Source organism: Leptospira kirschneri serovar Cynopteri str. 3522 CT (genome assembly GCF_000243695.2).
Taxonomy (GTDB): Bacteria; Spirochaetota; Leptospiria; order Leptospirales; family Leptospiraceae; genus Leptospira; species Leptospira kirschneri.
Genome location: NZ_AHMN02000007.1, coordinates 353,787 through 380,622 on the forward strand (window position 1 = coordinate 353,787; position 26,836 = coordinate 380,622).

Here is a 26,836-nt window from a genome sequence, read left to right on the forward strand (position 1 = left end):
TTGAAAGTGATTCAGAATTATATAATAAAATATCCAATACGTTGTTTTAGAATCAGTTTACGGTAAAAATTTAAGACATTTAATTTTATAGGGTTAGTAAGAAAATTAGAGCGAATTTTCTAAAAGCAAGAATTCCATACATTTTCAGAATTTATCCGTAAAATCGTAGTTTGTGATAGTTCCTACATTCAACTAAACCGATAAAACAACCTCTTCCCGTTTTTATAGAAGCAAATTCGATCGAATTACCTAGTATCATTTTATAATTTTTTACTTTTTTAATATTTAAAACCTTCCGAAATAATAAAATTATTGATCTTTTTATAGAATTCAGGATTTTACATTCGCCGTGGAACCGAACCGAACTAATTTCGAACATTCACAAGAAATTTATGAAATTCTGGTAAATCAAATTTCGGATTCTATGTTAGTCACAGACACACAATTGGAATCTCCCGGACCGAAGATACTTTTCGTAAACCCAGCTTTTTGTAAGATGACAGGTTATACAAAAGAAGATTTAATCGGCAAAACTCCTAGAATCTTACAAGGCCCTTTGACAAATCGAAAAATTATGAGGGACTTAAAACAGTCCCTAACTCAAGGAAAGGATTTTTCGGGAGAAACGATCAACTATAAAAAAGACGGAAGTCCCTATCATGTGGAATGGCGTATATCCGCAATTCGAGACTTTTCCGGAAATATACTATGTTTTATCTCCATACAAAGAGACATCACTGAAAAAGTAAAAAAAGGAGAATCCGTTACGAGACACCTCCGTCTGGAAATGGGAATCACCTCGGCTACACAAATTCTTCTCTCTACTTCAGTAGAACTTAAAATTCTAAAATACGCAATGGAACAATTTTTAGTCTTTTTAGATTCTGAAAGACTTTATCTTTTCAAAAATTCCGAAAACGCAGATTCGGCGGAACTTTATCTGGAAGTGAACGATCCTTCCTTAGAAACCTCCGAAATTCCGGCGTTAGAATCCATCGTTTACAATCAAAATTACTCCCGTTGGAAAAAAGTTTTTTCATCAGGAGGTTATCTGCAGGGAAGTTTATCAGAGTTTCCCGAAAACGAAAAAAAATTTTTCGATCAAAGGGAAATCTGTTCCGTAACTTTAATCCCTCTATTTGTTTCCGACGAATGGTTTGGATTTGCAGGATTCGAGAATTTTAAGACTACAAATATAATCAAAGAAGAAATATTTACGATTCGAACCTTCGTGGATTTGATCAGCGTTTTTTTAGAAAGAAAAAACATATTAGAAGAATTGAAAGTTCATAGAGAAAAATTAGAAGTCTTAGTAAATCAAAGAACGGAAGAATTGAATCTTCAAAAAGAAATGGCGGAAAAAGCAAACAAAACCAAATCGGAATTTCTGGCAAATATGAGTCACGAACTCAGAACTCCTCTTAATTCTATCATTGGATTTTCCAGATTGATACAATTTCCGGAAGGAATGGAAAGAGAAAACCGTTACTTAGATCTGATCTTTCATTCAGGGGTTCATTTACTAAACATCATAAATGATATACTGGACCTTTCCCGCATCGAAGCGGACAAACTAATACTCAACGAATCCGATTTCGATCTCAAAGAACTGATTTCTACTTCGGTAGAAATGATTTTAGGAGAAGCGATCACAAAAAAAATCGAAATGACTTTCGAGTTTTTTCCTAAAGACTCCAACTTCGAAACTAGAGCGGATCCGAAACGAATTCGACAAGTGATTCTCAATCTTCTTGGAAACGCGATCAAGTTTACAAACTCTACCGGTGAGATTTTAATCACTCTACATAAACTCGAAAATAATTTCCAACTTACAGTTCAGGATTCTGGAATCGGAATTCCTAAAGAAGAAATCTCTAAAATCTTTGAAACATTCTACCAAGTAAAAGGAGAAGACCGCGCCGCCTATGAAGGAAGTGGGCTCGGCCTGCCCATTGTTAAAAAAATCGTGGAGGCCCATCATGGCTCCATCGAAGTGGAAAGCGAACTCGGTAAAGGTAGTAAATTGATTGTTTTTCTTCCGTTTTTCACTCGTTTAGAAAATCCGAATATTTCCAGTTTCTTTTCTCAAGAAACGGAAGAATCCCCCTATCCTTTCCATCTTAAATCCATTCCAATTCTGTTATCTATCCAAGATAGGATTTATGATAGAGCAATTGAAAAATATTTCATACATAACTCACAAGAATTCATTTCTTTCCGTACCATGAAAGATTTTTCCAAAATACCACAAAAAAGCCTCGATCCACATAGAATATTGCTATATGATACACGTTTGCTTTTGGAAGAAACGGAAGTTGTTAAATTCTTAAGATCGCTTCTAAATGAGGATTCCAATTTTAGACATTTGATTCTTTTGGAAACCGCGGATATTCCGCTTCCTTTTCAGGAAGATCTGCTTCCTTTCTTTCCAAACTATACGATCCAAAACCCGTTCTCTTTAGATAAATTGAAATCGATTTTAATCGAAATTGAAAAGGAGATATATCTTGGAAATCGAACTGAAAAAGAAGAATATTCTTCGTAAAATTCCGAATGATCCTATTTTGATCGTCGAAGACAAAAAAGAAAACTGCATTCTTCTGGAAAGTTTATGCGATGAACTTGGTGTTAAACACGAGGTTGCGCCTAACGGAGCCGAGGCTCTAAAACGAATCGAAGATAAGAAATACTCCATTTTTATTCTGGACTTGATGATGCCTGTAATGGATGGACGTTCCTTTTTAGTTAAACTCAAAGAGATTTATCCTAACGCGATTGTACTCGTTCAAACGGCCATCGACAGCAACGAAAAAATCATAGAGATCATGAAACTAGGAGTTTTCGATTATATTCTAAAACCAATTTATCCAGAAATTTTTCTCAAGATTCTACAAAAAGCACTAAACTATTATTTTCTAAAAAACATGGAGGAGAATCTCGCCGAGATAGAAAATCAAAAACTAAAAAATCAGCTCGAATGGCTTACCTATAAGGAAACGATTCGTAAATCGGACAGTGAATCTCTTGAAAAAAACTCGATTCATAGTTTAAAAACTTCTCTTTCCCAAGGTAGCGGCATCGGTTCCATGACTAGTCTTTTGGATATGATTGATTCCGTTAAAATCCAAGAAGGAAACTTTTATAAAGTTGATAAGGAAATTTTAGATCTTCTTCTTACCAACAATCGAGTGACTAAGAATATGCTCCTTGGTCTTGAAAAACTGTTAAATCTAATCGATCAAAACTTCGAATTTAATACAATTTCTACTAAAGAAATTTTAGAAAAAACCAAAGATCTTCCCGAAAGTATAGATTCGTTTCTTTTATCTAAAAAGGTTTCAGTCAAACTTCCGGTTTTTAAAAAAGAACATAAGATAAACGTAAACCTTTCTCTTTTATACCTTGCGATGGAAGAACTGTTTCTAAACGCGTTCAAATACTGTTCTTTCAATTCAACGATCGATATTTTTACGAACATCAATCAGAGTTATTTCTGTATTACTTTTAAAAATAGAGTGGATGAAAAACCGTACGGAGGAATTCCAGAAAAGTTCGAACAACTAGTAATCCAACCTTTTTTTAGAATTTATCCCCCCGTCGAAAACGTAAGCCATTTAGAAAAATTCGGCTTAGGTTTAGGTCTGACCGCGGTGGATCATATCGTTCGTAAACATCACGGTTTATTTTTTATCCACAACGCAAACGATCATACTTCCGAAAACGTAAGTCTTTGTGTTCTCGCTGAAATTTTTATACCTTTGGTTTCCTAAGGAGATGTTTACATGAAACGAATTCTAATCGTAGACGATTCGGCGGTTTTTAGAAAAATTCTCAGCCTACACCTAAGTAATTCCAGCTTCGATATTTTAGAAGCGGTCGACGGCCAAGATGGTTTGGATAAATTACAAAATGATAAAGTAGATCTGATTGTAAGTGACATGAACATGCCTAATATGGACGGGATCACATTCGTAAAAGAAATTAAAAAAGATCCTAAGAATAAATTCACTCCGATCATCATGCTTACTACCGAATCTCAATCGGAAGTCAAAAACGAAGGAATCGCCGCAGGCGCGAGGGCCTGGCTTACAAAACCATTCTCTCCCGAAGAACTGGTCCAGACGATCCATAAATTATTACCTTAAATTGTATATGCCATTTTCTTTATATACAGATTTTCAGGAGTCCGATGTTCCGACATTAAAGGTCAGAATAGAAGACGAACTTACGATTTACGAAGCGTCCGAATTTAAAGAGAAAATAAATCTCATCCTTAAAAATTCCGCAGCAGTTTTAGAAATCGATCTTTTCAAAATCCAAAAGATAGATACTTCCTGTCTACAGATTCTTCTCTCTTTTAAAAAAGTAGCTCTGACAAAATACGAACAAGTCCGGTTTGTCAATTTCAGTAATAACGTTTTAAGTCTGATCGACCTCTATAATCTCTCCGACTTTTTTAGAGATTCGATCCTGCCTTCCAAAGAAGAAATCCCGGAACAAAAAGGTTAAATACTAAACTATGGATCTTTCAGAAGTTAGAGATACGTTTATATCTGAGTCAGAAGAATTGCTTTCTTCTATGGAATCTAACCTTTTAATTTTGGAAAAAGATTCTAAAAACAACGAAGGGATTCATTCCGTATTTCGTGCGATCCATACAATCAAAGGAACTTCGGGAATGTTCGGTTACGAACCGATCGAAAAGTTCACCCACGAAGTGGAATCTTTTTTAGATAAAATTCGTTCTAACAAACAAAATCTTACAAAAGAAGGAATTGAATTTTTATTTTTAGCCTGTGATCATATTCGTAATCTTTTGCAAGGTGTTGGAGAAACTTTGATCGTAGATTCTCAAACTTCGCGTAATCAAGTTAATTTACTTTCTTTGGCTAAAAAACTGATCTTAGACGATACTTCTAATCCACAAAAGTACGAAGTAATACAAAACCAACCTACATCTTCAAATCAGCTTGACTTTCATTCTAACTCTACTTTTTGGCAAATTACATTGATTCCTAATATTCATCTTTTTGAATCCGGACTGGATCCTTCCACGTTTATAAAATATCTATCTCAATCAGGAAAGGTGAAACATATTTTTATTTATCCGGATTCGATTCCCAATTGGTCTGAATTCAATCCGGAACATTCTCATCTGGGTTTCGAAATTTCGTATGAATCCCCTTCCAAAGGAGAAGAGATCCATTCTACGTTCCAATTTTTAAAAGAAGGAAGTTATCTTAAAATTCTGGCTCCAGGATGTAGTCTGAATCTTTTTATGGAGAACTACAACGATTTTCCTTTCGGGAAAAAAGCATATTTAAACGCTCTCGAAATCCAAAAAATACTCACACCGGAAGAGATTCAAAAATTATCATATACTTCCGAAAACTTAAATATCCCACATACCACTCAAACGGAACAACTTTCCACCTCCATCGAAAATCAAAAAGAATCCGATTCTATCAAGTTACAAACAAAAACGCTGAGAGTGGATTCTTCCAAAATAGACACGTTAATCGCTCTTGTTGGAGAGTTGATCACTCAAGAAGCGAATCTCAGTCGAAAAATATCAGATTCTGAAAATCTACAATTGATCGAAAGTTCAGAATCTCTTTACAGACTCGTGACAGAAATTCGCGAATTTGCTCTCAGCCTTAGAATGATTCCTATCTCTGATCTGTTTGAGAAGTATAAACGTGTAGTAAGAGATCTTTCCAAGGAACTGAACAAACAAGTTGAATTAGAAATTATTGGCGGCGAAACGGAATTGGATCGTTCCGTAATCGAAAAGATTTCGGACCCTATCGTTCACATTCTAAGAAACGCTTTAGATCACGGTATAGAAACTTCGGAAGAAAGAATTAGAAAAGGAAAACCCGCAACCGGACAATTGAAGATACAAGCGAGTCATGGTACTGGTAGTATCCTAATCGAAATCAATGACGACGGCAAAGGTCTGGACTGCGATAAGATCTTAGAAAAAGCGATTTCCAAAGGATTGATTACTCGTGATCAAAACTTATCCGAATCCGAAATTTATTCTCTGATTTTTCAACCCGGTTTTTCCACCGCGGATCAAGTCACCAACCTTTCCGGAAGAGGTGTAGGAATGGACGTTGTTTTGAGAAACATTGAATCTCTCCGTGGAACCGTTCAGATCCAAACTCTAAAAGATCAAGGAAGTTCGTTTCTGATCCGCCTGCCTCTGACCCTCGCAATCATCGACGGTTTTTTAGTAAAAGCTTATAGTCTTTACTTTATTGTACCAATGCAGATGGTTCGTGAAACCGTAGAATCTAAGGTAATCTTAAACGGTTCGTCTTCTGGCACCATGAACCTTCGAGGAGAACTCCTTCCTGTACTTCATCTTTCTGAGTTTCTTTGTTTAGAATCAAATTCTTTCGAAAAAGAGAATATTCTAATTTTAGAATATGAAGATAAGTCTTTCGGAATTATAGTCAACGACCTTCATGGAGAAGTTCAATCCGTGATCCGTCCTATGGCGGAAATCTTCAAAAACATCAAATGTTTCAGCGGCACTTCAATTTTAGGAAGCGGAGAAATCGCTTTTATACTAGACGTTCCCGGTTTATACAATTCCATCCGGGATCAAGAACTAAATAAAAACAAGGATTTGACGGCTAAAACGGGTTAAAAATTCAGGAATGATTTTAGAGATTTTGAATATGGAGCAATCAGATGTTTAGAAAAAATTTAGGTATTTGGATCGGGTTAGCTATCACAATAAACGGATTTGTGTTTTTATCCATTCAAAACTTTCGAGGTTCCAATCCTTCAACGGAAACGAACTTCGGAGAACAACTACAGTCAGTTCAACGTTCTAGCGAATCCTTTTTAAAAACGGAAGAATCCATTTCCGAATTTTCACTCTATTTGTCCCTCGGTAAAGAAAAAGAAACCTTAATTTCCAGCCTAGAAGAAATTGAAAAAAATCTTAAAAACTTACGTTCTTATTTTTCCGAGTCCGATCGCAAAAAAAATCCTGAGATTCTAAAATTCGATAAAAAGATAAGAACTCTTTTTTCTTCTATCGAAGAACTGAAAGAAAAGATTTCACGTTCTAAAGATCTTAAAAAAGATACGTCCTTATTTTTAAAGTCCGATTTTTTTGCAGATCTTTCTTCCTTTAGACAGACAAGATCGGAAATTGCAAAGGAACTTTTAAATTCCGCAGAAACCGCATCGGCCGCCGTTGTTCCGTCCACTCCAACTGAAATTCAATTTTTAATTACAATTTTAGAATATTCTGGAATATCAATCCTTCTCATCTCTTTTTTATGGTGGTCCAATCGCTCTAATCAAAGAATAATCTTCAACTTAGAAATGGAATTCCTAAGAATGAGAACCGCAGTGGATAACGTAACCACGAATATCATGATGGCAGATCGAAATTTCAACATAGTTTACATGAACAAGGCCATCCAGATGATGTTTAACAAGGCGGAAACGGATATTAAAAAACAACTCTCTAATTTCAATCCATCTAATTTGTTGGGAACCAACATCGATTCGTTCCATAAAAATCCGGCTCATCAAAGAGGTCTTTTAAATAAACTTTCGGATACGTTCCGTTCCTCGATTACGATAGGAGGCAGAGAATTTGATCTGATTGCAAATCCGATCGTAGACGTAAATGGTAACAAACTCGGAACCGTCGTAGAATGGAGCGACGTTACCGAACAGAATAAAATCCAAAAACAAAGAAAATTAGAAAATGAGGAGTTAACACGCGTTAAAGTAGCTTTAGATAACGTAACTACGAACATTATGATGGCAGATCGAAATTTAAATATAGTCTACATGAACAAATCCATTCGTGTCATGTTTCACTCCGCAGAAGAAGACATTAAAAAACAGTTTAACAACTTCGATCCGTCTAATTTGATCGGAATCAATATAGATACATTTCACAAAAATCCAGCCTATCAACGAGGACTTCTAGACAAACTAACGGATACGTTTAGTTCTTCTATCAACATTGGAGGGAGAACCTTTAATCTAATTGCAAATCCGATCATAGACGATGCCGGAGATCGTTTGGGTTCCGTTGTAGAATGGAGCGACGTTACCGAGCAGAATAAGATCGCAGAACAAAGAAAAATTGAAAACGAGGAACTGATTCGGGTAAAGGTAGCATTGGACAATACTTCCACAAACATCATGATCGCGGATAACGAATTCAATATTCGTTATATGAATCAGGCGGTGGTTCGGATGTTCGAAATAGGAGAAGAAGACATTAAAAAACAATTCGCTCATTTTAATCTCAAAAGTTTGGTAGGATCGAACATAGATCAATTCCATAAAAACCCGGCACACCAAAGAGGTGTATTGAGCAGTTTCACCGGAATTCATAAAGCTACGATTAAAATCGGCGGTAGAACCTTTGACCTTATTGCCAATCCAATTTTAGATACAAACGGCAAACGACTCGGTTCGGTCGTTGAATGGTCGGATGTTACAAATGAACTCGCAGTTCAAGAAGAAGTGGAGGGAATCGTAAGCGCCGCTGCAAAAGGAAATTTTACGACTCGAATTTCTCTGGATTCTAAAACCGGTTTTTTTCTAAATTTAAGTCGGTCCCTAAATCAATTGTTGGAAGTGAGCAATCGAGGTTTGAACGAAGTAGTAGAAGCTTTAGAAAGAATTTCCTCTGGGGACCTGACTCAAAAAATTACGAACGAATATCACGGCACCTTTGGAAAGTTAAAGGAATATTCCAATGTTACGATGGACAAATTAAGCGAGATCATTGGGGATATTATCATTCGTTCCTCTAGTTTAGTTACTTCTGCGAGCGAAGTTTCTTCTACTGCCAATTCCTTAAGCCAAGGCGCATCTGAGCAAGCTGCAAGCGTTGAAGAAACTACTTCTTCTTTGGAAGAAATGACTGCGTCCATCGATCAAAACGCTCAGAATTCACGTCAGACGGAACAGATCTCTTCTAAATCTTCTCAAGACGCAGAAGAAGGCGGCGTGTCTGTGATCGAAACCGTTAAGGCGATGAAACAGATTGCGGAAAAAATTAGTATCATCGAAGACATAGCGTATCAAACCAACTTACTCGCGTTAAACGCCGCGATAGAAGCGGCAAGAGCCGGAGACCACGGAAAAGGTTTCGCAGTAGTAGCTTCTGAAGTTCGTAAACTCGCAGAAAGAAGTCAAAAATCCGCAAATGAAATTAGTAGTTTAGCAGGAAACAGCGTGGCCATCGCGGAAAGGGCCGGAGATTTGATTTCTCAGATCGTTCCTTCCATCCGAAAAACTGCAGATCTTGTTCAAGAAATTACGGCTGCAAGCGACGAACAATCTTCAGGAGTTTCCGAAATCAACAAGGCTATGGGACAACTCGATCAGGTTTCTCAGCAAAACGCTTCCGCATCCGAAGAATTAGCCGCAATCTCGGAAGAGATGAATGCACAAGCAGAACAACTCAAAGAGTCAGTTCTATTCTTTAAGATTTCGGACGGGGATAAACGCTTAACCAACGGGGGAGGATTGCTTCATCGAGATCTTTCTGGAACCGGTATCATCAAAGCAACTCCCACAACTAGAAAAGATCTTCCCAAGGGAATATCTCCCATTACCGAAAAATTTGAAAGGTATTAAGAGGGTTTAAAGATGAGCGTTTTAGAGGACAATCAGTTTCTTACGTTTTATCTCGGAAGGGAATATTACGGAATTAGAATATTAAATATTAAAGAAATTATAGAATATTCTGGTTTGACGAACGTTCCTTTAATGCCGGAATTCATTCCTGGAGTGATCAACCTTCGAGGAAATGTAGTTCCGGTCATAGATTTGAAACATAAATTTTTTAGAAGTAAAATCAAACCGGACCGTAAAACCTGCGTGATCATAGTAGAATTACATTCTCAAAAAGAAGGTGACCGAAAGGAAAAAACCGACTTGGGTATTCTTGTCGAATCTGTGGACGAAGTTGTTTCCATTCCGAACGATGATATAGAACCTCCTCCCACTTTTGGCTCTAAAATCAAAGTAGATTTTATTTTAGGAATGGCGAGACAGGAAAATGGTTTTATCATCATTCTGAATACTGAAAAAATTCTAAATCTGGAAGAACTCACTTCTTTAGAAGAAAATCAGCCCACCGAAGTCGTTTTAGAAACTACATGATATTAGAACCAGATTCGGTCAGAGATTTATTTTTACAACCCGGCGGCTTTTATTGGGGAAAAGGAAATATCAGAATTAGAACTTTGCTCGGCTCTTGCATTTCAATCTGTTTTTGGCATCCTTCCCTTCTCTCCGGAGGAATGGCGCACGTTATGCTACCTTTTAGACCTTCTTCGATTCATTTCGATGATAGTCTAAATGCGAAGTATGTAGAAGACGCGTTTCAGTTATTCTTTGAAAAGTTAGTAGGATCGAAAAGGCAGTATCAAATTAAACTATTCGGAGGAGCGTCCATGTTCTCTACGGAAGAGGAAAAACTTCTAGAACTCAAATCGGTTCGAGATATAGGAATGAAAAACATACTTTCCGTCAAAGAACATTTAAACAAGAACCAACTTCCAATTACCTCCGAAGACTTAGGAGGTTTTTCCCATCGAAGAATTTTTTTTTCACTTTGGGACGGTGAAATTTATGTAGAAAGGCCCGAACATACATGATTCAAGTTTTTATCATCGATGATTCTGCGGTAGTTCGTCAGGTTCTTACTCAAATCCTGAACAAAGATCCGGAAATCGAAATCATTGGTTTTGCTTCCGATCCTATTTTTGCTTTTGAAAAACTTTCCTCAATTTGGCCGGACGTATTTATACTCGATATAGAAATGCCTCGTATGGACGGAATTTCTTTTTTAAAAAAGATCATGTCAGAAAAACCAACTCCGGTCATCATCTGTTCTTCGTTAGCTGAAAAAGAATCCGAAACAGCGGTTCTGGCTATGAAACTAGGAGCGGTAGACGTTCTCGAAAAACCCAAAATTGGTCTAAAAAATTTTTTGGAAGAATCGGAAATTCTTTTTATAGATTCTGTCAGAGCCGCATCAAACGCTCGAATCAAAATTCATTCTTTTCAAAACGACGATTCTAAATTTTTCGAAAATCATAAACAGTCCAAAGCGGATTTCTCTAAAATTAATACGACTGATAAACTCATCGCAATCGGAACTTCCACTGGAGGAACCCAGGCTTTAGAATTTATTCTTACACAATTAAACGTTCATTGTCCCGGAATTGTGATCGTACAACACATGCCCGAAAAATTTACGGAAACGTTTGCCAATCGACTCAATCAGATTTGTAAAATTCAAATAAAGGAAGCAAAAGACGGAGACCGTATTCAGCTGGGATCCGCATATATCGCTCCCGGAAATAAACATATGGAAATTTTTCTAAGTGGAGCTCAGTTTCATATTCGGGTGTTAGACGGTCCTTTAGTAAATAGACATAGACCTTCCGTAGATACTCTTTTTCATTCTGTGGCAAAGATAGCAGGTAAAAACGCTAAAGGAATCATCATGACTGGAATGGGAAACGACGGAGCCAACGGGCTTTTAAAAATGAAACAGTCCGGAGCACATACGATCGCTCAAGACGAAACAAGTTGTGTGGTTTTTGGAATGCCTAAGGAAGCTATTTTAAAAGGTGCGGTTGATTCCATTCTACCTTTATCCAAAATCGTAAGGGAGGTTCAGTATTTTTAAGTTAGAATATAATTAATTTCTAAAAAACATTCCAGTGAAATTGAGTTCAATCCCCGCCTTGTTTCATTTAAACTTACTTTCACTAATATTTACTGAATTTACACAAAATTTCTCCACGAAACCATAACCTAATATTGATTATACGAATTCGATATTTTCGAAAAAACGGACTTAAAAGTCCCGTTCTTTCCTATCGAAATCAAAAATTCAAATCAGACTTAACGTAACTTTCTTTTTTCTTTCCGCGACTTCCGTTTCAGTTTCAATATGAATCACTTCATCCGGAACAATTTTGAAAATAGTCTGACCTTTAGAAATGATTTTTCCGTCGCTGTCGTTTAACAAAATCTCTTTTACGGTTCCGCTAAACGGCGCTGAAATTTTGTTGAACATTTTCATTACTTCTACGATGAACAAAGGTTGTCCCGCCTTAAAATGATCCCCTACTTTTACCATAGGAGGAAGATCAGGAGCTTCTTTCGAATAAAACATTCCTCCCATAGGAGCTACGATTTCGTCCGAACTAGCTTTAGGTGGAGGAGCTAAAAACTTAATCAAAGAATCCCTAGTTTCTGTTTTCCTAAATTCTTCCGGAATGATAGCTTCTAATTTTTCATCCACTTCCAATTTATAAAATCCGGAATTGAGTCCAGCGTAAGGAATAAATTTTAACAGTTCAAGCCCCGCCTGATAACCATTATGCGAAGTAAAAACAGACTGTAACAATCCGGATTCGATTCCATTCAGAGATTTTCCAGAGTTCAAGCTTGTAACGAGTTCTATCGAATCCGCAGAAATCCCAGTTCTTTTTGCAAGTTCTTGGTAAAAAGAAAGCGCCTTTTGAAGAACTTCATCATCGTGATCCCATATTTGTTCTGAAGGAGGAAGATTCGGATCGGCTTCCATATTTAGATAATGATAAAGATCCGCAAGTATAAAGATCGGATTTCTAAGCCATTCAATTTTGGAACCGGAAATTTTCCAGGAACGATTCAGATGAAAACCGATAAATCCGGCGGTTAAGTGAGCGTCTTTAATCAGCTCCCCGATTGGTCTTGTGATCAAAGTCAATTTTCTACTTAGAACTTTTTTAAGATCCGCAGAAGACGCCTCTGAAATCATTTTTTTCCAAGCGATTTCCAGATCCACATCCTTGATGATCTTTTCTAAAGCGCCTACTCCGGCGAGATAAGAAATCATAAAAGAAGTGGAAGGTTTGAACATCGCGTCTTTTCCAAGAATCCAGTGAATCAGACCATAATGAACCAAAAGATTTGTCTGTAGGTCGTAACCTCTTAATTCAGTCTTTCTTAATATATTTCCGAGACGAATTAAATTGTCCTTACGATTTTCTCCGTGAGAAATAAGTAGAGCAATATTGGAATCATACGCTCCAGCTACTTTATAATGTACGAATAGACCCATATCCGGATTTCGGATGCTGATCCCTTGATCGTCCCTGATCTCGTCCGCAAGAGGTTTAGACCAATTCATGATCACACCACCCGCGTGCGGTTGAATCGCTTTGTTAGTAGCGTTGATACGCACTTCCGCTCCGGATGGAAACCTAAAAATTCTTTCCGGTTTTTGAAGTCTTTTTCCATGAAGAGAAAGAAGTGCCATCGCTTCGATCAAACTATCTACGATAAAAAATTCATTCTGATTTTCCGGATTCTTAAACTTCAAAGAATACACCATCTCAGTGACTCTATGTTCTACTTGAATTCTAGTATTCACTTCCATAAAGAAATGATTGGTCCCTTCTACGATGGACTCGAATGTAGAAACACTATTGAGTTTTACTGCGGCTCCGAAACGTTCTGATTGTTCTTCCATTTCTCTCAGAACTTTAAGATCTCCTTTGAGGACTTCCGCCTTTTTAGGATGTGTGGCCACACAAACGGCAATTTCTTTTTCGAGAAGTTCTTGAGTTAAAGAAAGTTCTAGAAGTTTTTGTTCGTGCATTTGGACCGAACAATCCCTTCCACCGAGCGCCAGACACCATTCTCCGTTTCCAATGAGTTGAATTTCGTTGTGTCTTGTATTTTCTATGTTTAATTCTATTAGAAAATTCTTATTGGTTCCAGGAGCCGTGACCTTAGACTCCGAAAGAATTTCCTGAACCGCACCTTTTACTTCTTCCGGTTTGGAAACCACTCTTTGTCCTTTTCCGCCGCCACCACCGATGTATTTAAAACGTATTCTATTTTTGGAATATTTCTCCCAAATTTTTTTACATTCTTTTTCGGCTTCAACTTGAAGATCCGTTATGGATACAAGTTCTATAATTTTAGAATATCCTAATTCTAGCAAGTTCTCCGCGTTCACTTCCAAAGACAAAGAAGGATCAAAAACAAAATCGATTCCTTTTTCTTTTGCGATTTTTTCGAGAGACTTAGCGTCAGGGGCCTTTGCTAACAATGCAAGAGAAGAAATATTATCCACACCAGGAGTTACGGAAACTTCCAACTTTCTTGCGATTTTTTTTGCGGCGTCTTTGGAACCAGCCTGATCGGCTACATACGAAGCAGGTCCCATAAAAATGACTCCGCTTTTTTCGATCGCGGAAATGAATTCAGAATCTTCCGCCATAAATCCGTAACCGGCAAAGATATGAGTATATTTGTTATCTTTTGCGATGGAAATGATCTGTTCGATCCTTTCCATCTTTTCTTCCTTACCCGCTCCCATATAATCTGGAACACGATGGATATTATTAGGAAAACGAAATCCTCTTAGTTCTGGAGCCAAGGCCATCGGATACACGACCGAATCTTTTTCGGAAAGTAAGATTCCGTATTCTCTGATTCCGATCGAATCGAAAATTTCCATTGCTTCTTTTCGGACTGGCCCCCTACAAACGATCAGACATTTGATCGATTCCAAAGAAAAAGAACGGATCCAAGGAGAACTGGATTGATGAAATTGAATACGATTGTTTTGAAAGTCGATCATGTTAGATTACTCAAACTCCCTTTGAGGTCCGGACAACGGAGCCGGTTTATAATGTCGGATTAAATAATCCAGATTTTGGAAAAGAATGTTTCTGGTCGTTCCAGGAAGAACAATTCTAGAAACGGAACCGAGAGAAAGCGCTTCTTTCGGATTCATCAATTCTCTTTCGTATTGAGTAGAAAGTGTCTGAAGTTTTTTATCTCGAATTACGACGGCTTCCTTTTCGGACATTCCTTTCTTTACATTTTCTTGATATTCTTTTTGAATGGAAGAAACCTCGTCCTTATAAACATAGTCTTTTCCAGCGGGGCCCATTACCGCAATTCTAGCAGTCGGAAGCGCAAACACCATGTCCGCTCCGGTGTGATAAGAATTAAAACAAGCGTAAGCACCTCCGAATGCATTTCGAATAATCAGCGTTAGACGAGGCGTACGAATATCTATGATAGAATCTAGAAGTTTCCTTCCTTCGAGTACGATTCCGTTTTGTTCCTGCTCTTTTCCGGGTAAAAATCCCGTCGTATCTTCTAAAAAAACGATCGGAATATTATAGAGGTTGCAGAATCGAATAAATCTAGTTCCTTTTCTGGCCGCACCAATGTCTATCTGTCCGGAAGAAACCGCGGAGTTGTTTGCGACAAATGCGACAACGTGTCCTCCAATTCTTCCGAAAGCAGTCACCAAGTTTCTGGAACGTTGTCCTTGGATTTCAAAATACTGACCGTGGTCGCAAATATTTTGTAGATACAAAGTGATGTCGAAAGGAGTATTCATCCCAGTAGGAGAATTAAACGTTTTCTTAAATAAAATTTCCTCTTCGTAGATAAACCTGTCTGTAGGATCGGAAGTAGCATGAAAAGGAGCCAAAGAATGATTGTTATCCGGAAGATACGAAAGTAAACGAAGAGCGGTTCTTAAAGAACCCAATTCGTCCCCGGTAACAATATCCACTACACCACTTTGTCCGTGAACCTTAGGACCTCCCAAATCGTCCGCGGAAATATCTTCGCCTAATACCGATTTAACGACTCCGGGACCAGTTAAACCAAAGAAGGTATTATCACACTGAATCATAAAAGATCCCTGGCGCGGAAGATAGGCTCCTCCACCCGCGTTGAACCCGAACATAAGCATCAAACTAGGAACCACTCCACTGATCTTACGAAGTGCAGTAAATGCCTCACTATAACCGTCCAGTCCTCCTACTCCGGCAGGAACAAAAGCTCCTGCGGAATCATTCATACCAATCAGAGGAATGCCGTGTTCTCCGGCCATATAAATCAGTCTGGCGAGTTTACTTCCGTTGGTAGCATCCATCGAACCAGCGCGAAGAGTAAAATCGTGACCATAGACGGCCACGTCTCTACCGTTGATATTTAAAATTCCCGTAACTAAAGAAGCTCCGTCTAAACTTTTTCCCCAGTTTTGATAGAGAATATTGGGTTCTTGATCCGTAAGCACCTTAATTCTTTCCCAAACGGTCATCCTGTCTTTGGAATGTTGAACTAAAATCCTATCAACTCCTCCACCTAAAAGAGGTTTGTTGAGTAGTTCTTTTCCCAACTCATTTGCTTCTTCGTAAAGACCACGGGGCTTAAGAATTTCAGGTTCGGAAGTGGATTGAAATGGATTTTCCAGGGAATACTTTGCTTCGGACATGAGAGAACCTTTCAATGGAATAAAATAAATCCAGTTTTTAAAGAAAGGATTCTCGGGAAAGTTAAATTCGAGTCGGATGTAAGAAGAGAAACTATTTTATAGCGGATTCTAGAGTTTCAAAAATGCTAAACATGGAATTCATATCTATGATTTCGAATACCTTTCTCACAGCAGGTTTGATCCCTGCCAATCGGAACTCCACGTCTTTTTCTCTACAAATTCTGAGAGCGGCTACAATGATTCTGAGTCCCGCAGACGAAATGAATTCAACAGAAGAAAGATCTAAAACGATCACACGAGAATTTCCAGTTTTGATCTGTTCCATAAAAGCAGATTCTATCTTATGAGTATTGTGTACGTCTAAGTTCCCAATCAAATGAATGATTTTAGAATGATTTTTAATTTCAGACGTTATTTCCATTGGAAGCCTTGTTTTGAAAATTCTTTTTGAGAACTAAAAAATTCTTTCCACCTTCACTGGAATAATCGACCGAATCCATGAGCTTTTCGATCAGATACACTCCAAAACCACCCTTTCTTTTGCCGCTTAGATTGTCTTCGATGGATGGATCTTGAACGTCTTCTCTATTAAAGACTTTCCCAGAATCAATTAATACAATGGTAATCCAATCCCCTGTAAAGCGTATTTTACATTCGAATTTCGGATTTTTCAAATCTGTATTTTCATAACCGTGCATCACTATATTCGTACCCGCCTCGTCGCAAGCGAGAAGAATATCGTCTCTTTGAGAATCCTCTAAATTTCGAACCTTAATCGTTTGATATACAAATTCTCTAAACAAAGGAATTGCAGAAGTTTTAGCCTCGAAAACCCGAGAAAACTGATAGTTATCGTTAAACTTCAAAATCATCACAGTAAAATCGTCGAATAACTCAGGTGCTCCTGAAAATTCCCGCACAAGTTTGAAAAGTTCTTCAACAATCTGTTCCGAAGGAAGATGTCTTCTAACAATCACTTCTCGGATCATTCTTTCTAAACCAAATTCTTCATCCTTGGAATTTTTTTCTTCAATCGCACCATCGGTATAAAGAATGAACATATCTCCCGGTTCCACGGTCAGACTTCCTCCTTTATAACTCGCAGAAGGAAGAACTCCTAAAGGAGGACCTGAACCTTTGATAATCTCCCAAGAACCGTCTTTTCGAATCAGAACCTGATCGTTATGACCGGCGGACGCATAATCTAAAGTGAATATTGCAGGATTATAATGAATGAAAAACGTAGTCACAAACATTCCGTTATGCGAGTCCTCGTAGATGAGGGCATTTCCCTGTTTCAAAATTTCTTCGGGATCTAAATCGTGATCTCTGGCAAGAGTTCGTATGATGGATGAACTCATGGCCATAAAAATCGCTGCCGGAAGACTTTTTCCGGAAACATCCGATATGAGAAAAGAATACTGGCCATCCTGATACTGATAGTAATCGTAAAAATCCCCCGAAACCTCTTTAGCTGGAACGGATTTAACTCCCAGATCAAAATTAGAATGAAACGCTTTAGATTCTGGTAATATGTTTTTTTGAATCTCCCTAGTGATCTCTATTTCTCTTTCCAAGGAACGTTGCATCGCTTTTCTAGAAATCATCTCATTCTGAAGTTTCAAAGTTTCGTGTCCTCTTGCGACCAAGGACGCGAAGGTCTGCAAAAGTCTAAGATGAGAATAATTGTAAGAAAGTTTATCCACACGATCCGAAACGGTAATCACTCCAAAGGCATTTCTTCCAGGATTTGTCAAAGGAAGAACGATATAAGAACCTTTTAAAAACTCCAAATCCAATTCATGATTAAATTCAAAATTTTGAATATCTTCTTTGATCGTGGTTTTTTCCTCCTCAATCGAACGATAAATAAAACTTCCCTGATAATCCTTGGTTCTAAAAATTTCCACGATCTTTTCAGACGTATAAGAAATAGAAGTAAGAAGACCCATCTTACGGTTGATCAAAAAAATTCCAGTTCTACCAGCATCCATCTCGTTATGAATTACAGGAATCGAATGTTTCATTAAATCCGCTTGACTTTTAGCGGAGGAAACTACTTGCGAAAGTTCGAATAAACTTTCCAACTCCGATACTTTTTTTCGGAGATCCTTGTTTGCATCTTCTAAATTTTGTAGAAGTCCAGTCTTTTGAATCGCAAGTGCAGAGGTTCCGGAAAAACTTAAAAAAAGTTCCAGATCTTCTTCTGTAAAAGAGTTCCGATCAATTGTGTTGATCGTTTCGATAACTCCGATTACCTGACCTTCCACTAAAAGAGGTGCGGCCATGATGTTTCTAGTCACAAAATGGGAAGCCTTATCCACTTCTCTGTAAACACGAGGATCGTTCATCGCATCATTAATGATCATCGGTTTTTTATCTTGAACTACCATCCCGGCGATACCTTTTCCAACCGGAACTTTGACCTTAGTGACCTCGTCTCTTTTCTCTCCTAAAACCGTATGAAAATAGAGGTATTCCTTTGTATCGTCCAAAAGAAGTACACTACACGCCTCGGTTCTAAATACGGATTTGGAAGAAAGCATAATCGCTTCTAAAAGTTGAGAAAGATCCAGAGATTTATTGATCAGTCCTGAAACTCGAATGATTTCAGTTAACAAAAAATCGAAACGATCCGTTTGTTTTCGGATTTGTACAGATTCAAGCGCTACCCTAGATATGGTCATCAAAGAAAGAACGACTAAAGAAGATTCTCCCGAGATAAAAGACTTTTCCAAAAGATCAGATATAACTCGAACCGTCTCTTTTAGATGTGTAAAATCGGATTCCCTAAATTCTCCACCTTCTTGATCGGATCTTCCAAGTAGGATAGTTCCAAATATTTTTTTTTGATCCTCCAAAGCAGAGGTTCCGAGTTCTCCTACGTGTAACACACAGCAGACGGAATTTTGTTCTAACTGGGGAATGATTTTATTCGGACTTATCCCTTTTTTCAGATTGAGATCTTGGCCCGTTTTAAAACAAAACTCGGATACAAGTTTTGCTTCTTCAATCTTATTAGAAGGATGATTTCCGTAAATGGACTTTAAGGTTCCGTCTTCTAAACGAAAACTGAATATTCCAAATTTTGCAGATGTTATATGAATGATTTCAGTAAGAAGAGTTTCAAAAACTACCGCGAGCCCCGGATTGTCTTCCAAATAAAGACTTCCATCAGAGCCTTGTCTGAGAAGGGAATCCTGTTTTTTATTTGAGATCAAAGCGAAAAAGTTAAGTATCAGCCGACTTGAAACTTTAAGGCTTCTTCCCTAAGTTTCTTATTTACACTTTCCAACTCTTTAATACGAGACAGAGCACTCATCAATTCTTCACGGGAAAGATTGGTAACTACGTTTGTAGCGTCAAAAGCTTCCTTAACGTCCTTAAGTTCTTTTCCGGAATATTGAATGATCCCCTCATACATACGAATGATTTCGTCTGCATTCTCTAATTCCTGTTCGTTAAGTCTTAAAACTTTTTCATAACCTTTGATGATGTCGTTTTGGATCTTTAGTTTTTTCTGTAAATCTTCGATCGACTCACTCATCCTAAGACACTCCTGTATTTGTATTGACTTCGAAGAAATCGGTAAAAACCTGCTTCTCAAGCGGGGACGTAGCTCAGTTGGGAGAGCGTTTGAATGGCATTCAAAAGGTCGGGGGTTCGATTCCCCTCGTCTCCAAGTTCGACCTGCCGCCACTTGAGTTTTTAGCCTTTTGACTCGGTGTCAAACTATTTTACAACCGATTCTTAAATCCAAAGATTGAACTTTGTTTTTTATGCTCATTGATACTAAACCAAAAATGTTCTATAAAGAAATGGAAATTCCTATTTTATGTCCGAGGTAATCCAAATTCGTCGATGGAATATCGACAACAAGAACGTTATCATATTTATACCGGATCTTGAATCTAAAGACCGGCAATTGTATTCGAAAAATTTTCATTCTCACTTTTCCGTACGAGAAATAGAACTTTCCACAAAATCGATACGTTTCGATTTTCCAAAAACAGAAGAATGGATCGATCAATTGTCTCGTGAAATTTTAGATTCTAAACGAAAAGTAAAATTAATAGGAGAGGGTTTATGGGGAGGAATCGTATTTGAACTTTTGAAAAAATATCCTCAAATGATAGAAGCCGCTTGTATTCTCAATCCTACTCTCAATCAAAACGAAGAGAACTGGTTTCCTAAAAACGTGGAATGGATTTTAGAAAGATTCCCCTGGAATTTATTTTCGGAAGGGATTTATACTTTTTACCAAACCCTGGAAACTAAACTCCAATTTGGTTTAACAAATTCTAAACTTTTGCCAACGATCGTTTTTACCAAAACTTCGGAAAAAATCACAAAACAAATCCAAACTCTTCAACGATTTCCTGTCTTTAGAATCGAATCTTCAAATTCAAAATCGATACAAAACCTTTTAGAGAATTTGATTTTGAAAATTCTTAAAGAAGTACCAATTTCTTCTGTCCAAAAAAAGTCAAAATTTAAGATAGAACCTGGTTTTTAAAAATGTCAGTCAGAAAAATTTTAAGAATGGGAGATCCGATTCTCCGTAAAATTTCAGAACCGATTACGGAAGACGAAATTCAAACCAAAGAATTCAAAAAGTTGATCCGAGATATGTTCGACACAATGCGTCACGCAGAAGGTGTGGGACTTGCGGCTCCTCAGATCGGAATTTTGAAACAAATCGTAGTCGTAGGTTCCGAAGATAACGAACGTTACCCTGGAACCCCAGACGTTCCAGAAAGAATCATTTTAAATCCGATAATTACACCTCTTACAAAAGATACTTCCGGTTTTTGGGAAGGTTGTCTTTCCGTTCCAGGAATGAGAGGTTATGTGGAAAGACCCAATCGAATCAGAATGCAATGGATGGATGAAAAAGGAAATCAATTTGACGAAACCATAGACGGTTATAAAGCGATCGTCTATCAACACGAATGTGATCACCTACAGGGAATTTTATACGTAGATAGACTAAAAGATACTAAGTTATTCGGTTTTAACGAAACCCTAGACTCTTCTCACAACGTCCTCGACTAAAATTAAAAAAACATAAAGTATGAAATCTCTGGTTGAATTTTTTCTTTCTAAAAGTATATTTGTAAACCTTCTTACCTTTTTAGTCATCCTGATCGGTGGTTTTACCGCAGTAAAAATGAATCGGGAAGCATTTCCCAATATTAACTTTGATATAGTCAGCGTAGTAACCGTTTTTCCAGGAGCATCTCCTTCGGAGATGGAAAAATTAGTCACAAAACCTTTAGAAGAAGCCATCCAAGAAGTGGACGGAATCAAAGAATTTAGATCTGCTTCAATTGAAAACCGCTCCGGTATCGTGATCACTTTAGATCCGGATTCTAAAAATACTCAGAAAGTTGTGGATGATATTAAATCCGCAATCGATCGAGTGGAAGATCTACCAGAAGAAGTCGAGGACCCTATCGTTACGGAAATCACTACTTCCAGACAACCGGTCATTGAAATCAACATCAGCCTGAAATCAAACGATTCGAGTATCGATGCAGAAAAACGTCTTAAAGCTCAGGCAAAAATCGTAGAACAGGCGTTAGAAGATATTCCGGGTGTAGCAAGAATTTCTAAACGAGGTTGGAGAGATACAGAGATGCAAGTGGATATAGATCCGGTTGCGATGTTTTCTAAATATCTCACAAGTCAAGACATCATCCTTGCATTAAAAAATCGTAATATAAATTTTCCCGGAGGAAATATAGCGGGAAATCAGAAAGAGGTCATTTTAAGAACGATAGGAGAATTCAATTCCCCCAAAGAAATAGAAACGGTTCATGTACGTTCCAACGAAGTCGGAAATTCTATCCGGATCGATAACGTCGCAAGAGTCACCGAAGGCCTAAAAGAAGCAGAATATTTAGATAAGGTAAACGGAAAAAAAACGATCGCTTTGACGGTAATCAAACGAGAAAAAGCGGACGCAATTCTTGTAGTAGACGAAGCCAAAAAAATCATAGAAGGGTTCGAAAAGAATTCTAAAAACGAATTTGAATACGCATTCGTCAACGACCTTTCCAAATATATCCGCAGAAGACTAGGAGTTCTACTTTCCAACGCGATTGGTGGATTAATCTTAGTGACCGCTTCCTTATTTTTATTTTTAGGATGGAGAGTCGCTCTGATGACGGCGCTTGGGATTCCAGTTTCTTTCGGGGCCACGTTCGTGATCATGGATTACTTAGGACTTACCTTAAATTTAATTTCCATGTTTGGACTGATTATTGTAGTGGGGATCTTAGTCGATGACGCAATCATCATCTGTGAAAACGTCTATCGTTATATGGAAGAAGGAATGCCCGCTTACGAAGCCGCGTTAAAAGGAACTAGTGAAGTAATCGATCCGGTTACAGCCACGGTAACTACCACCGTAGCAGCATTCGCTCCGATGCTTTTTATGACAGGAATTTTCGGAAAATTCATCTATAGCATTCCATTAGTAGTCATTATTGCGTTACTTGCTTCTCTTTCAGAAGCGTTTTTTATTTTACCTTCTCATTTATACGATATCAATAAACACAAATTTCATTCAGGTGAAATCAAAGAAGAAAGCGGATGGTTTTATAAACTCAAAGTCAATTATTACCTTCCTCTTTTAAAATTTGCGCTTAAACATAGACTTCAGATTTTTATCTATTTGTTTGCTATGCTCGTGGGAAGTTTTGCTCTTTTCGCAGTATTTGGAAAGTTCAAACTTTTTCCCGGATCTGTGGATATATTTCAGATCAAACTTACGAGTCAAACCGGGATGTCTCTTCAAGAGATGGAAAAATTTACCCATGTGATAGAAACCGAACTTGCAAAAATTTCCAAAGAGGAAATAGAAAATTACGTAACTAGAGTAGGAATCATTCAAAAAGATCCAAATGATCCATTCACCAAACGAGGAAAACACTACGCTCAAGTTATGGTATATCTTACACCGGAAGAAAATAGAAAAAGAGGAACCGATACGATTATCTCAGAAGTGAGAGAAAAGACAATTTGGCTTTTAAACGAAAAGTCCGTAAAAATTTTAGAAGAAACCCGTAAGAAGGAAGCAGAAAAGAAAAAAGAAGAATATAAATCATTTAATCTTGAAAAGTTCCCTGTAGAATTTTCCCGGTTTAAAGGACAACTTCTCGCTTTAGATTTTGAAAAAATTTCGGGTGGACCTCCAGTTGGTAAACCTGTAGCAATTGAAATCCGAGGAGATGACTATGATACTTTAATTCGAATCGGAGAAGAATATAAATCGGTTATGGCAAAAGTTCCGGGGGTTACGGATATAGGAGACGATTTTAACGAAGGAAAGGACGAAATCAGAATTAAGGTAAACGAATCTATTGCATCCACTGCGGGCGTTTCCGTTTTTAAGGTAGCACAGGCAATCAATACGGCATTCCAAGGAACTGTGGCCACAAAAATAAAACGAGCCGACGAAGAAGTAGAAGTTAAGGTGCGCTTCCCAGAAGAAGTTAGAAAATCCATTGGATCCTTAAATAATATTTTTGTAAGTAATCAATTAGGAAAACTCATTCCAGTTTCCAGACTGATCAACTACGTAAGAGAGCCCGGCTTTGCAAATATCAATCACCTGGATGGAAAACGTCTACTTACAGTTACGGCTAACTTAGATGAAAGCAAAACAGATACAAGAAGAGCTAACGCAGAAATCGCAAAACTTTCTAAAGGAATCATTGATAAATATCCAGGTTATCGGATGCGCTTTGGTGGAGAAAATAAAGACACTGAAGAATCCCTCTCTAGTTTAGGAAGAGCTTTTCTAGTTGCGTTTATTATCATTTTTATGATCCTCGCCTCCCTCTTTCGTTCTTTAATTCAACCAGTAATTGTAGTGAGTTCCATTCCGTTTTCCTTAATCGGAGTCATTTTAGCATTTGTTCTTCATGGAGAATACTTTGGCTTTCTAGCATTTTTAGGAATCGTTGGACTCGCAGGAGTTGTAGTGAACGATTCAATTGTTCTGGTGGATTTTGCAAATCAACTCAAGTTAGAAAAACCTGGAGAAGATATAGATTCTATTTTAGTGGAAACAGGACTGTTACGACTCAGACCCGTAGTTTTGACAACCGTAACCACTGTGCTCGGTCTACTTCCAACCGCTTATGGAATTGGAGGGAAAGATCCTTTTCTAGTTCCAATGGCTCTTGCTTTCGGTTGGGGACTTGCTTTTTCGTCCTTCTTAACCCTAGTCGCGGTTCCGGTTTTATATAAAACAGTGCATAACGTTCAGTTAAAGATAAATCGAATGTCCTTAAAATCCAAAAGATAAGAACTTTAAAATTATAGTAATTCCCACCGTTTTAGTGTAAATTTTTAACTTAGTGAGAGTTCCTACGTTTTAGAGAAATCAGTTTTTTCTTTTTTCTTGTAAGTTCCGTTTTGAAATCAAAATTCCAATTCCGGAAATATATAAAATCCCAGGACTGACACCTAAGATTACCCAGAGAATTTTAGTGATGATTCCTCCAAAAGTACCATAATGAATTGGTCGAAATGAATCTATAATTGTATAAAACAGATTTTCGTTGGAAAGATTGAAGATTTCTAACAACTTTCCGGATTCTGAATCAAAACGAACATAAGAACCGAACCTACTTCGAAACGGATTGGTTGGTTTTTCAGTTCCGTAAAATTGAATCGGATCATTTTCATGATGATGGGGAAAAGAAACAAACCCAATCTGAAATTCGGGAAGTTGCATTTTAAGTTCTTTCAAAAGTGAATCCACAGAAATGGATTCTTTGAAAAACTTTTCGACTTTTCTTTCTTCTTGCGAAAACGAAAGATTTACTATGGCTTGAACATTCCACCAAGCACCCGTAAACCCCAAAGACATATTAAACACTAAAGAAAACACTCCGACCAATTTATGAAGATCAGAAAAAAAAGTTCTAAGCGATTGTTTTGTTCTCAGTCGCAATAAATTTTGCCAGATACTTCGATAAAGAATCATTCCGCTGATTCCTTGAAAAATGAATATAACTCCGAACAATGTGGTCAAAAAATATCCGAAACTACCCATAAGCAAACTATAATGTAGTTTTAGCATCCAACCGTAAAAAGAGTCAGATCGATTTTCCGAAAGTATTCCTAAAATTTTTCCAGTATAGGGATTTAACAAAATTACAGATTCTTTTCTATCTTTAGAATCTAAAAAATGAAGCCAAACTTGATCCGGTTGATTTTGTTTTTCTGGTAACAACCATCCGGCTAACGTATGGGAAGGAAGTTCCTGTCTTAACTTTGCTCTAAGAACATCTATAGACAAACGTTCTTTATCTACAAATATATACCACCGATTCGGATTCAACAGTTGATCAATTTCCTTTCCAAAAACTAATAAAGAACCGCTAAAACCAATTATAACTAAAAATACTCCAGTAGAAATTCCTAATATAGAATGTAGTTTATACAATTTTTTTCGATTCATATAAAATTTTACTCAATGGGTTCAAAATCGGGCTTCATTTCAAAAATAGTTTAAATGCACAAAGAATCATTTATTGAACACTCTGTATTTCTAAGAATTAAATAACGTGAGCAGGGCGTAAAAAAACCGGGTGAATCCGGCTTCCCGGGCAAGCTAAACCGGGCTATCAGCTCTGGTCAAAAAATTGCATGCAGAAAACATAATACAATATATCGTCTTTAGTTTCAATTTCAAACGCGATCTAAAACGCGATCCATAGAGAGCGTTTTACTGAGTTTCAAACGCGGCCCGAGAAACTAAAGCGAATGCCTCTCTAAGGATCGGCATTCAGGAAAGCGTTTTGCTGAGTTCCCCTACGTTTCAATCCCTTTTGCATTAATTTGCGTTAAATAACGTGAGTTCGACGTAAGAAAATTGGGGCCGCCAATAATAAACTCAGGTGCTGCTCGCAGCATAATAATCGCTTTCGCATTTGTTATGCCCTGCTCACGTTAAATAGAATCTTTGAGAAATTAAGAGTCCTTATTATAAGTCAAATTATGATTCCAGGTCTCAACATCAATAAAAAATTTAAAGATTGAGACTCCTCCAGAAATCCGTTCTTTAAAAGTTTTATTTAACGTGAGTTCGTGGAGAAGTCCGTTTTATCTTAGGTCAATTTTTCGTAAAAAAATAGATGTGGGAACTCTCACAAGTCGTGGATTTACCAGTTAAACTTTGAAAATTGTGGGAAACTACGATATAAGATACAAAAAAAATCATAATTGAATCAGATTTCTGCACAAAACCGCTATTTTGCAGGTGCCATCAAAATTTAAATCCCATTTTAACGTGAGTTCGACGTAAGAAAGAATTTTCTAAAAGTATGAGTTCCTACAATTTTAAAGTTTGTTTGTAAAATCGTGATTTGCAGTAGTTCCTACATCATTCTATAGACAAACCTAAGTTTTGTAATAGTTCCCACATTTAAAGAACCAATCTGTAAAGTTCAGATTTCAATTTTTTTCAGAATCATGGATCCCTTACTCAGAACTCACATTATTTAT

The 26,836-nt window shown here is 37.4% G+C and carries 19 protein-coding genes and 1 tRNA gene; 13 read left to right on the plus strand and 7 right to left on the minus strand.

Translation table 11 applies throughout. From position 1 onward, the window contains the following. Positions 1–151: 151 nt before the first annotated feature. On the minus strand, positions 152–379 hold the full coding sequence (locus tag LEP1GSC049_RS2000000229060) for a hypothetical protein (protein ID WP_004758850.1): 228 nt from the start codon (positions 377–379) through the stop codon (positions 152–154). Here LEP1GSC049_RS2000000229060 and LEP1GSC049_RS215815 point away from each other — a divergent pair. From LEP1GSC049_RS215815 to LEP1GSC049_RS215775, 9 genes are read left to right on the plus strand one after another with little or no spacing between them, the layout of a single operon-like run. Beyond that, a complete protein-coding gene (locus LEP1GSC049_RS215815; RefSeq protein WP_004758933.1) occupies positions 350–2,545 on the plus strand; it encodes a PAS domain-containing sensor histidine kinase in 2,196 nt (731 codons plus the stop codon). The genes LEP1GSC049_RS2000000229060 and LEP1GSC049_RS215815 overlap by 30 nt on opposite strands. Continuing rightward, entirely contained in the window at positions 2,508–3,770 is a 1,263-nt protein-coding gene (locus LEP1GSC049_RS215810; RefSeq protein ID WP_004762524.1) for a response regulator, read from the plus strand. The genes LEP1GSC049_RS215815 and LEP1GSC049_RS215810 overlap by 38 nt, the downstream gene beginning before the upstream one ends. Positions 3,771–3,782: 12 nt before the next feature. Beyond that, a complete protein-coding gene (locus tag LEP1GSC049_RS215805) occupies positions 3,783–4,145 on the plus strand; it encodes a response regulator (protein ID WP_000821665.1) in 363 nt (120 codons plus the stop codon). Between the two features lie 7 nt (positions 4,146–4,152). Further along, the gene (locus tag LEP1GSC049_RS215800; protein ID WP_004752535.1) at positions 4,153–4,509 is read left to right on the plus strand and encodes an STAS domain-containing protein; all 357 of its coding nucleotides are present in this window, start codon (positions 4,153–4,155) and stop codon (positions 4,507–4,509) included. Positions 4,510–4,519: 10 nt separating this feature from the next. Next, positions 4,520–6,658: a chemotaxis protein CheA gene (locus LEP1GSC049_RS215795; RefSeq protein WP_004762523.1), complete on the plus strand. Its 2,139-nt coding sequence runs from the start codon at positions 4,520–4,522 to the stop codon at positions 6,656–6,658. 44 nt (positions 6,659–6,702) lie between these two features. Beyond that, positions 6,703–9,633: a methyl-accepting chemotaxis protein gene (locus tag LEP1GSC049_RS215790; protein ID WP_004758689.1), complete on the plus strand. Its 2,931-nt coding sequence runs from the start codon at positions 6,703–6,705 to the stop codon at positions 9,631–9,633. A gap of 12 nt (positions 9,634–9,645) precedes the next feature. Then, a complete protein-coding gene (locus LEP1GSC049_RS215785) occupies positions 9,646–10,161 on the plus strand; it encodes a chemotaxis protein CheW (protein ID WP_016560692.1) in 516 nt (171 codons plus the stop codon). Then, positions 10,158–10,658, plus strand: a complete 501-nt coding sequence (locus LEP1GSC049_RS215780) for a chemotaxis protein CheD (RefSeq protein ID WP_004752451.1) — start codon at positions 10,158–10,160, stop codon at positions 10,656–10,658. The genes LEP1GSC049_RS215785 and LEP1GSC049_RS215780 overlap by 4 nt, the downstream gene beginning before the upstream one ends. Next, a complete protein-coding gene (locus tag LEP1GSC049_RS215775; RefSeq protein ID WP_016560758.1) occupies positions 10,655–11,698 on the plus strand; it encodes a protein-glutamate methylesterase/protein-glutamine glutaminase in 1,044 nt (347 codons plus the stop codon). The genes LEP1GSC049_RS215780 and LEP1GSC049_RS215775 overlap by 4 nt, the downstream gene beginning before the upstream one ends. A 207-nt stretch (positions 11,699–11,905) precedes the next feature. On the opposite strand, the gene LEP1GSC049_RS215770 is transcribed toward LEP1GSC049_RS215775, so the two are convergent. The 5 genes from LEP1GSC049_RS215770 to LEP1GSC049_RS215750 form a co-directional block, all read right to left on the minus strand. Next, positions 11,906–14,653: an ATP-binding protein gene (locus tag LEP1GSC049_RS215770; RefSeq protein WP_016560710.1), complete on the minus strand. Its 2,748-nt coding sequence runs from the start codon at positions 14,651–14,653 to the stop codon at positions 11,906–11,908. A gap of 6 nt (positions 14,654–14,659) precedes the next feature. After that, positions 14,660–16,312, minus strand: a complete 1,653-nt coding sequence (locus LEP1GSC049_RS215765) for an acyl-CoA carboxylase subunit beta (protein ID WP_004766178.1) — start codon at positions 16,310–16,312, stop codon at positions 14,660–14,662. A 91-nt stretch (positions 16,313–16,403) separates the two neighbouring features. Then, the gene (locus tag LEP1GSC049_RS215760; RefSeq protein ID WP_004751963.1) at positions 16,404–16,733 is read right to left on the minus strand and encodes an STAS domain-containing protein; all 330 of its coding nucleotides are present in this window, start codon (positions 16,731–16,733) and stop codon (positions 16,404–16,406) included. Next, positions 16,717–19,533, minus strand: a complete 2,817-nt coding sequence (locus tag LEP1GSC049_RS215755) for a SpoIIE family protein phosphatase (protein ID WP_004758817.1) — start codon at positions 19,531–19,533, stop codon at positions 16,717–16,719. The genes LEP1GSC049_RS215760 and LEP1GSC049_RS215755 overlap by 17 nt, the downstream gene beginning before the upstream one ends. Positions 19,534–19,550: 17 nt before the next feature. Next, positions 19,551–19,859, minus strand: a complete 309-nt coding sequence (locus LEP1GSC049_RS215750; RefSeq protein WP_004752717.1) for a hypothetical protein — start codon at positions 19,857–19,859, stop codon at positions 19,551–19,553. 62 nt (positions 19,860–19,921) lie between these two features. Between LEP1GSC049_RS215750 and LEP1GSC049_RS215745 the strand changes: the two genes are divergently transcribed. The 4 genes from LEP1GSC049_RS215745 (at position 19,922) to LEP1GSC049_RS215730 (ending at position 24,629) form a co-directional block, all read left to right on the plus strand. Further along, positions 19,922–19,994, plus strand: a tRNA-Ala gene (locus LEP1GSC049_RS215745). A 153-nt stretch (positions 19,995–20,147) separates the two neighbouring features. Next, a complete protein-coding gene (locus LEP1GSC049_RS215740) occupies positions 20,148–20,828 on the plus strand; it encodes a hypothetical protein (RefSeq protein ID WP_004752620.1) in 681 nt (226 codons plus the stop codon). A gap of 2 nt (positions 20,829–20,830) precedes the next feature. Then, a complete protein-coding gene (gene def / locus LEP1GSC049_RS215735; protein ID WP_004752483.1) occupies positions 20,831–21,367 on the plus strand; it encodes a peptide deformylase in 537 nt (178 codons plus the stop codon). Between the two features lie 19 nt (positions 21,368–21,386). Further along, on the plus strand, positions 21,387–24,629 hold the full coding sequence (locus LEP1GSC049_RS215730) for an efflux RND transporter permease subunit (RefSeq protein ID WP_016560754.1): 3,243 nt from the start codon (positions 21,387–21,389) through the stop codon (positions 24,627–24,629). A gap of 78 nt (positions 24,630–24,707) precedes the next feature. Here LEP1GSC049_RS215730 and LEP1GSC049_RS215725 read toward each other — a convergent pair whose 3' ends face one another. Next, the gene (locus LEP1GSC049_RS215725; protein WP_004752492.1) at positions 24,708–25,790 is read right to left on the minus strand and encodes a PepSY-associated TM helix domain-containing protein; all 1,083 of its coding nucleotides are present in this window, start codon (positions 25,788–25,790) and stop codon (positions 24,708–24,710) included. Between the last annotated feature and the right edge of the window lie 1,046 nt (positions 25,791–26,836).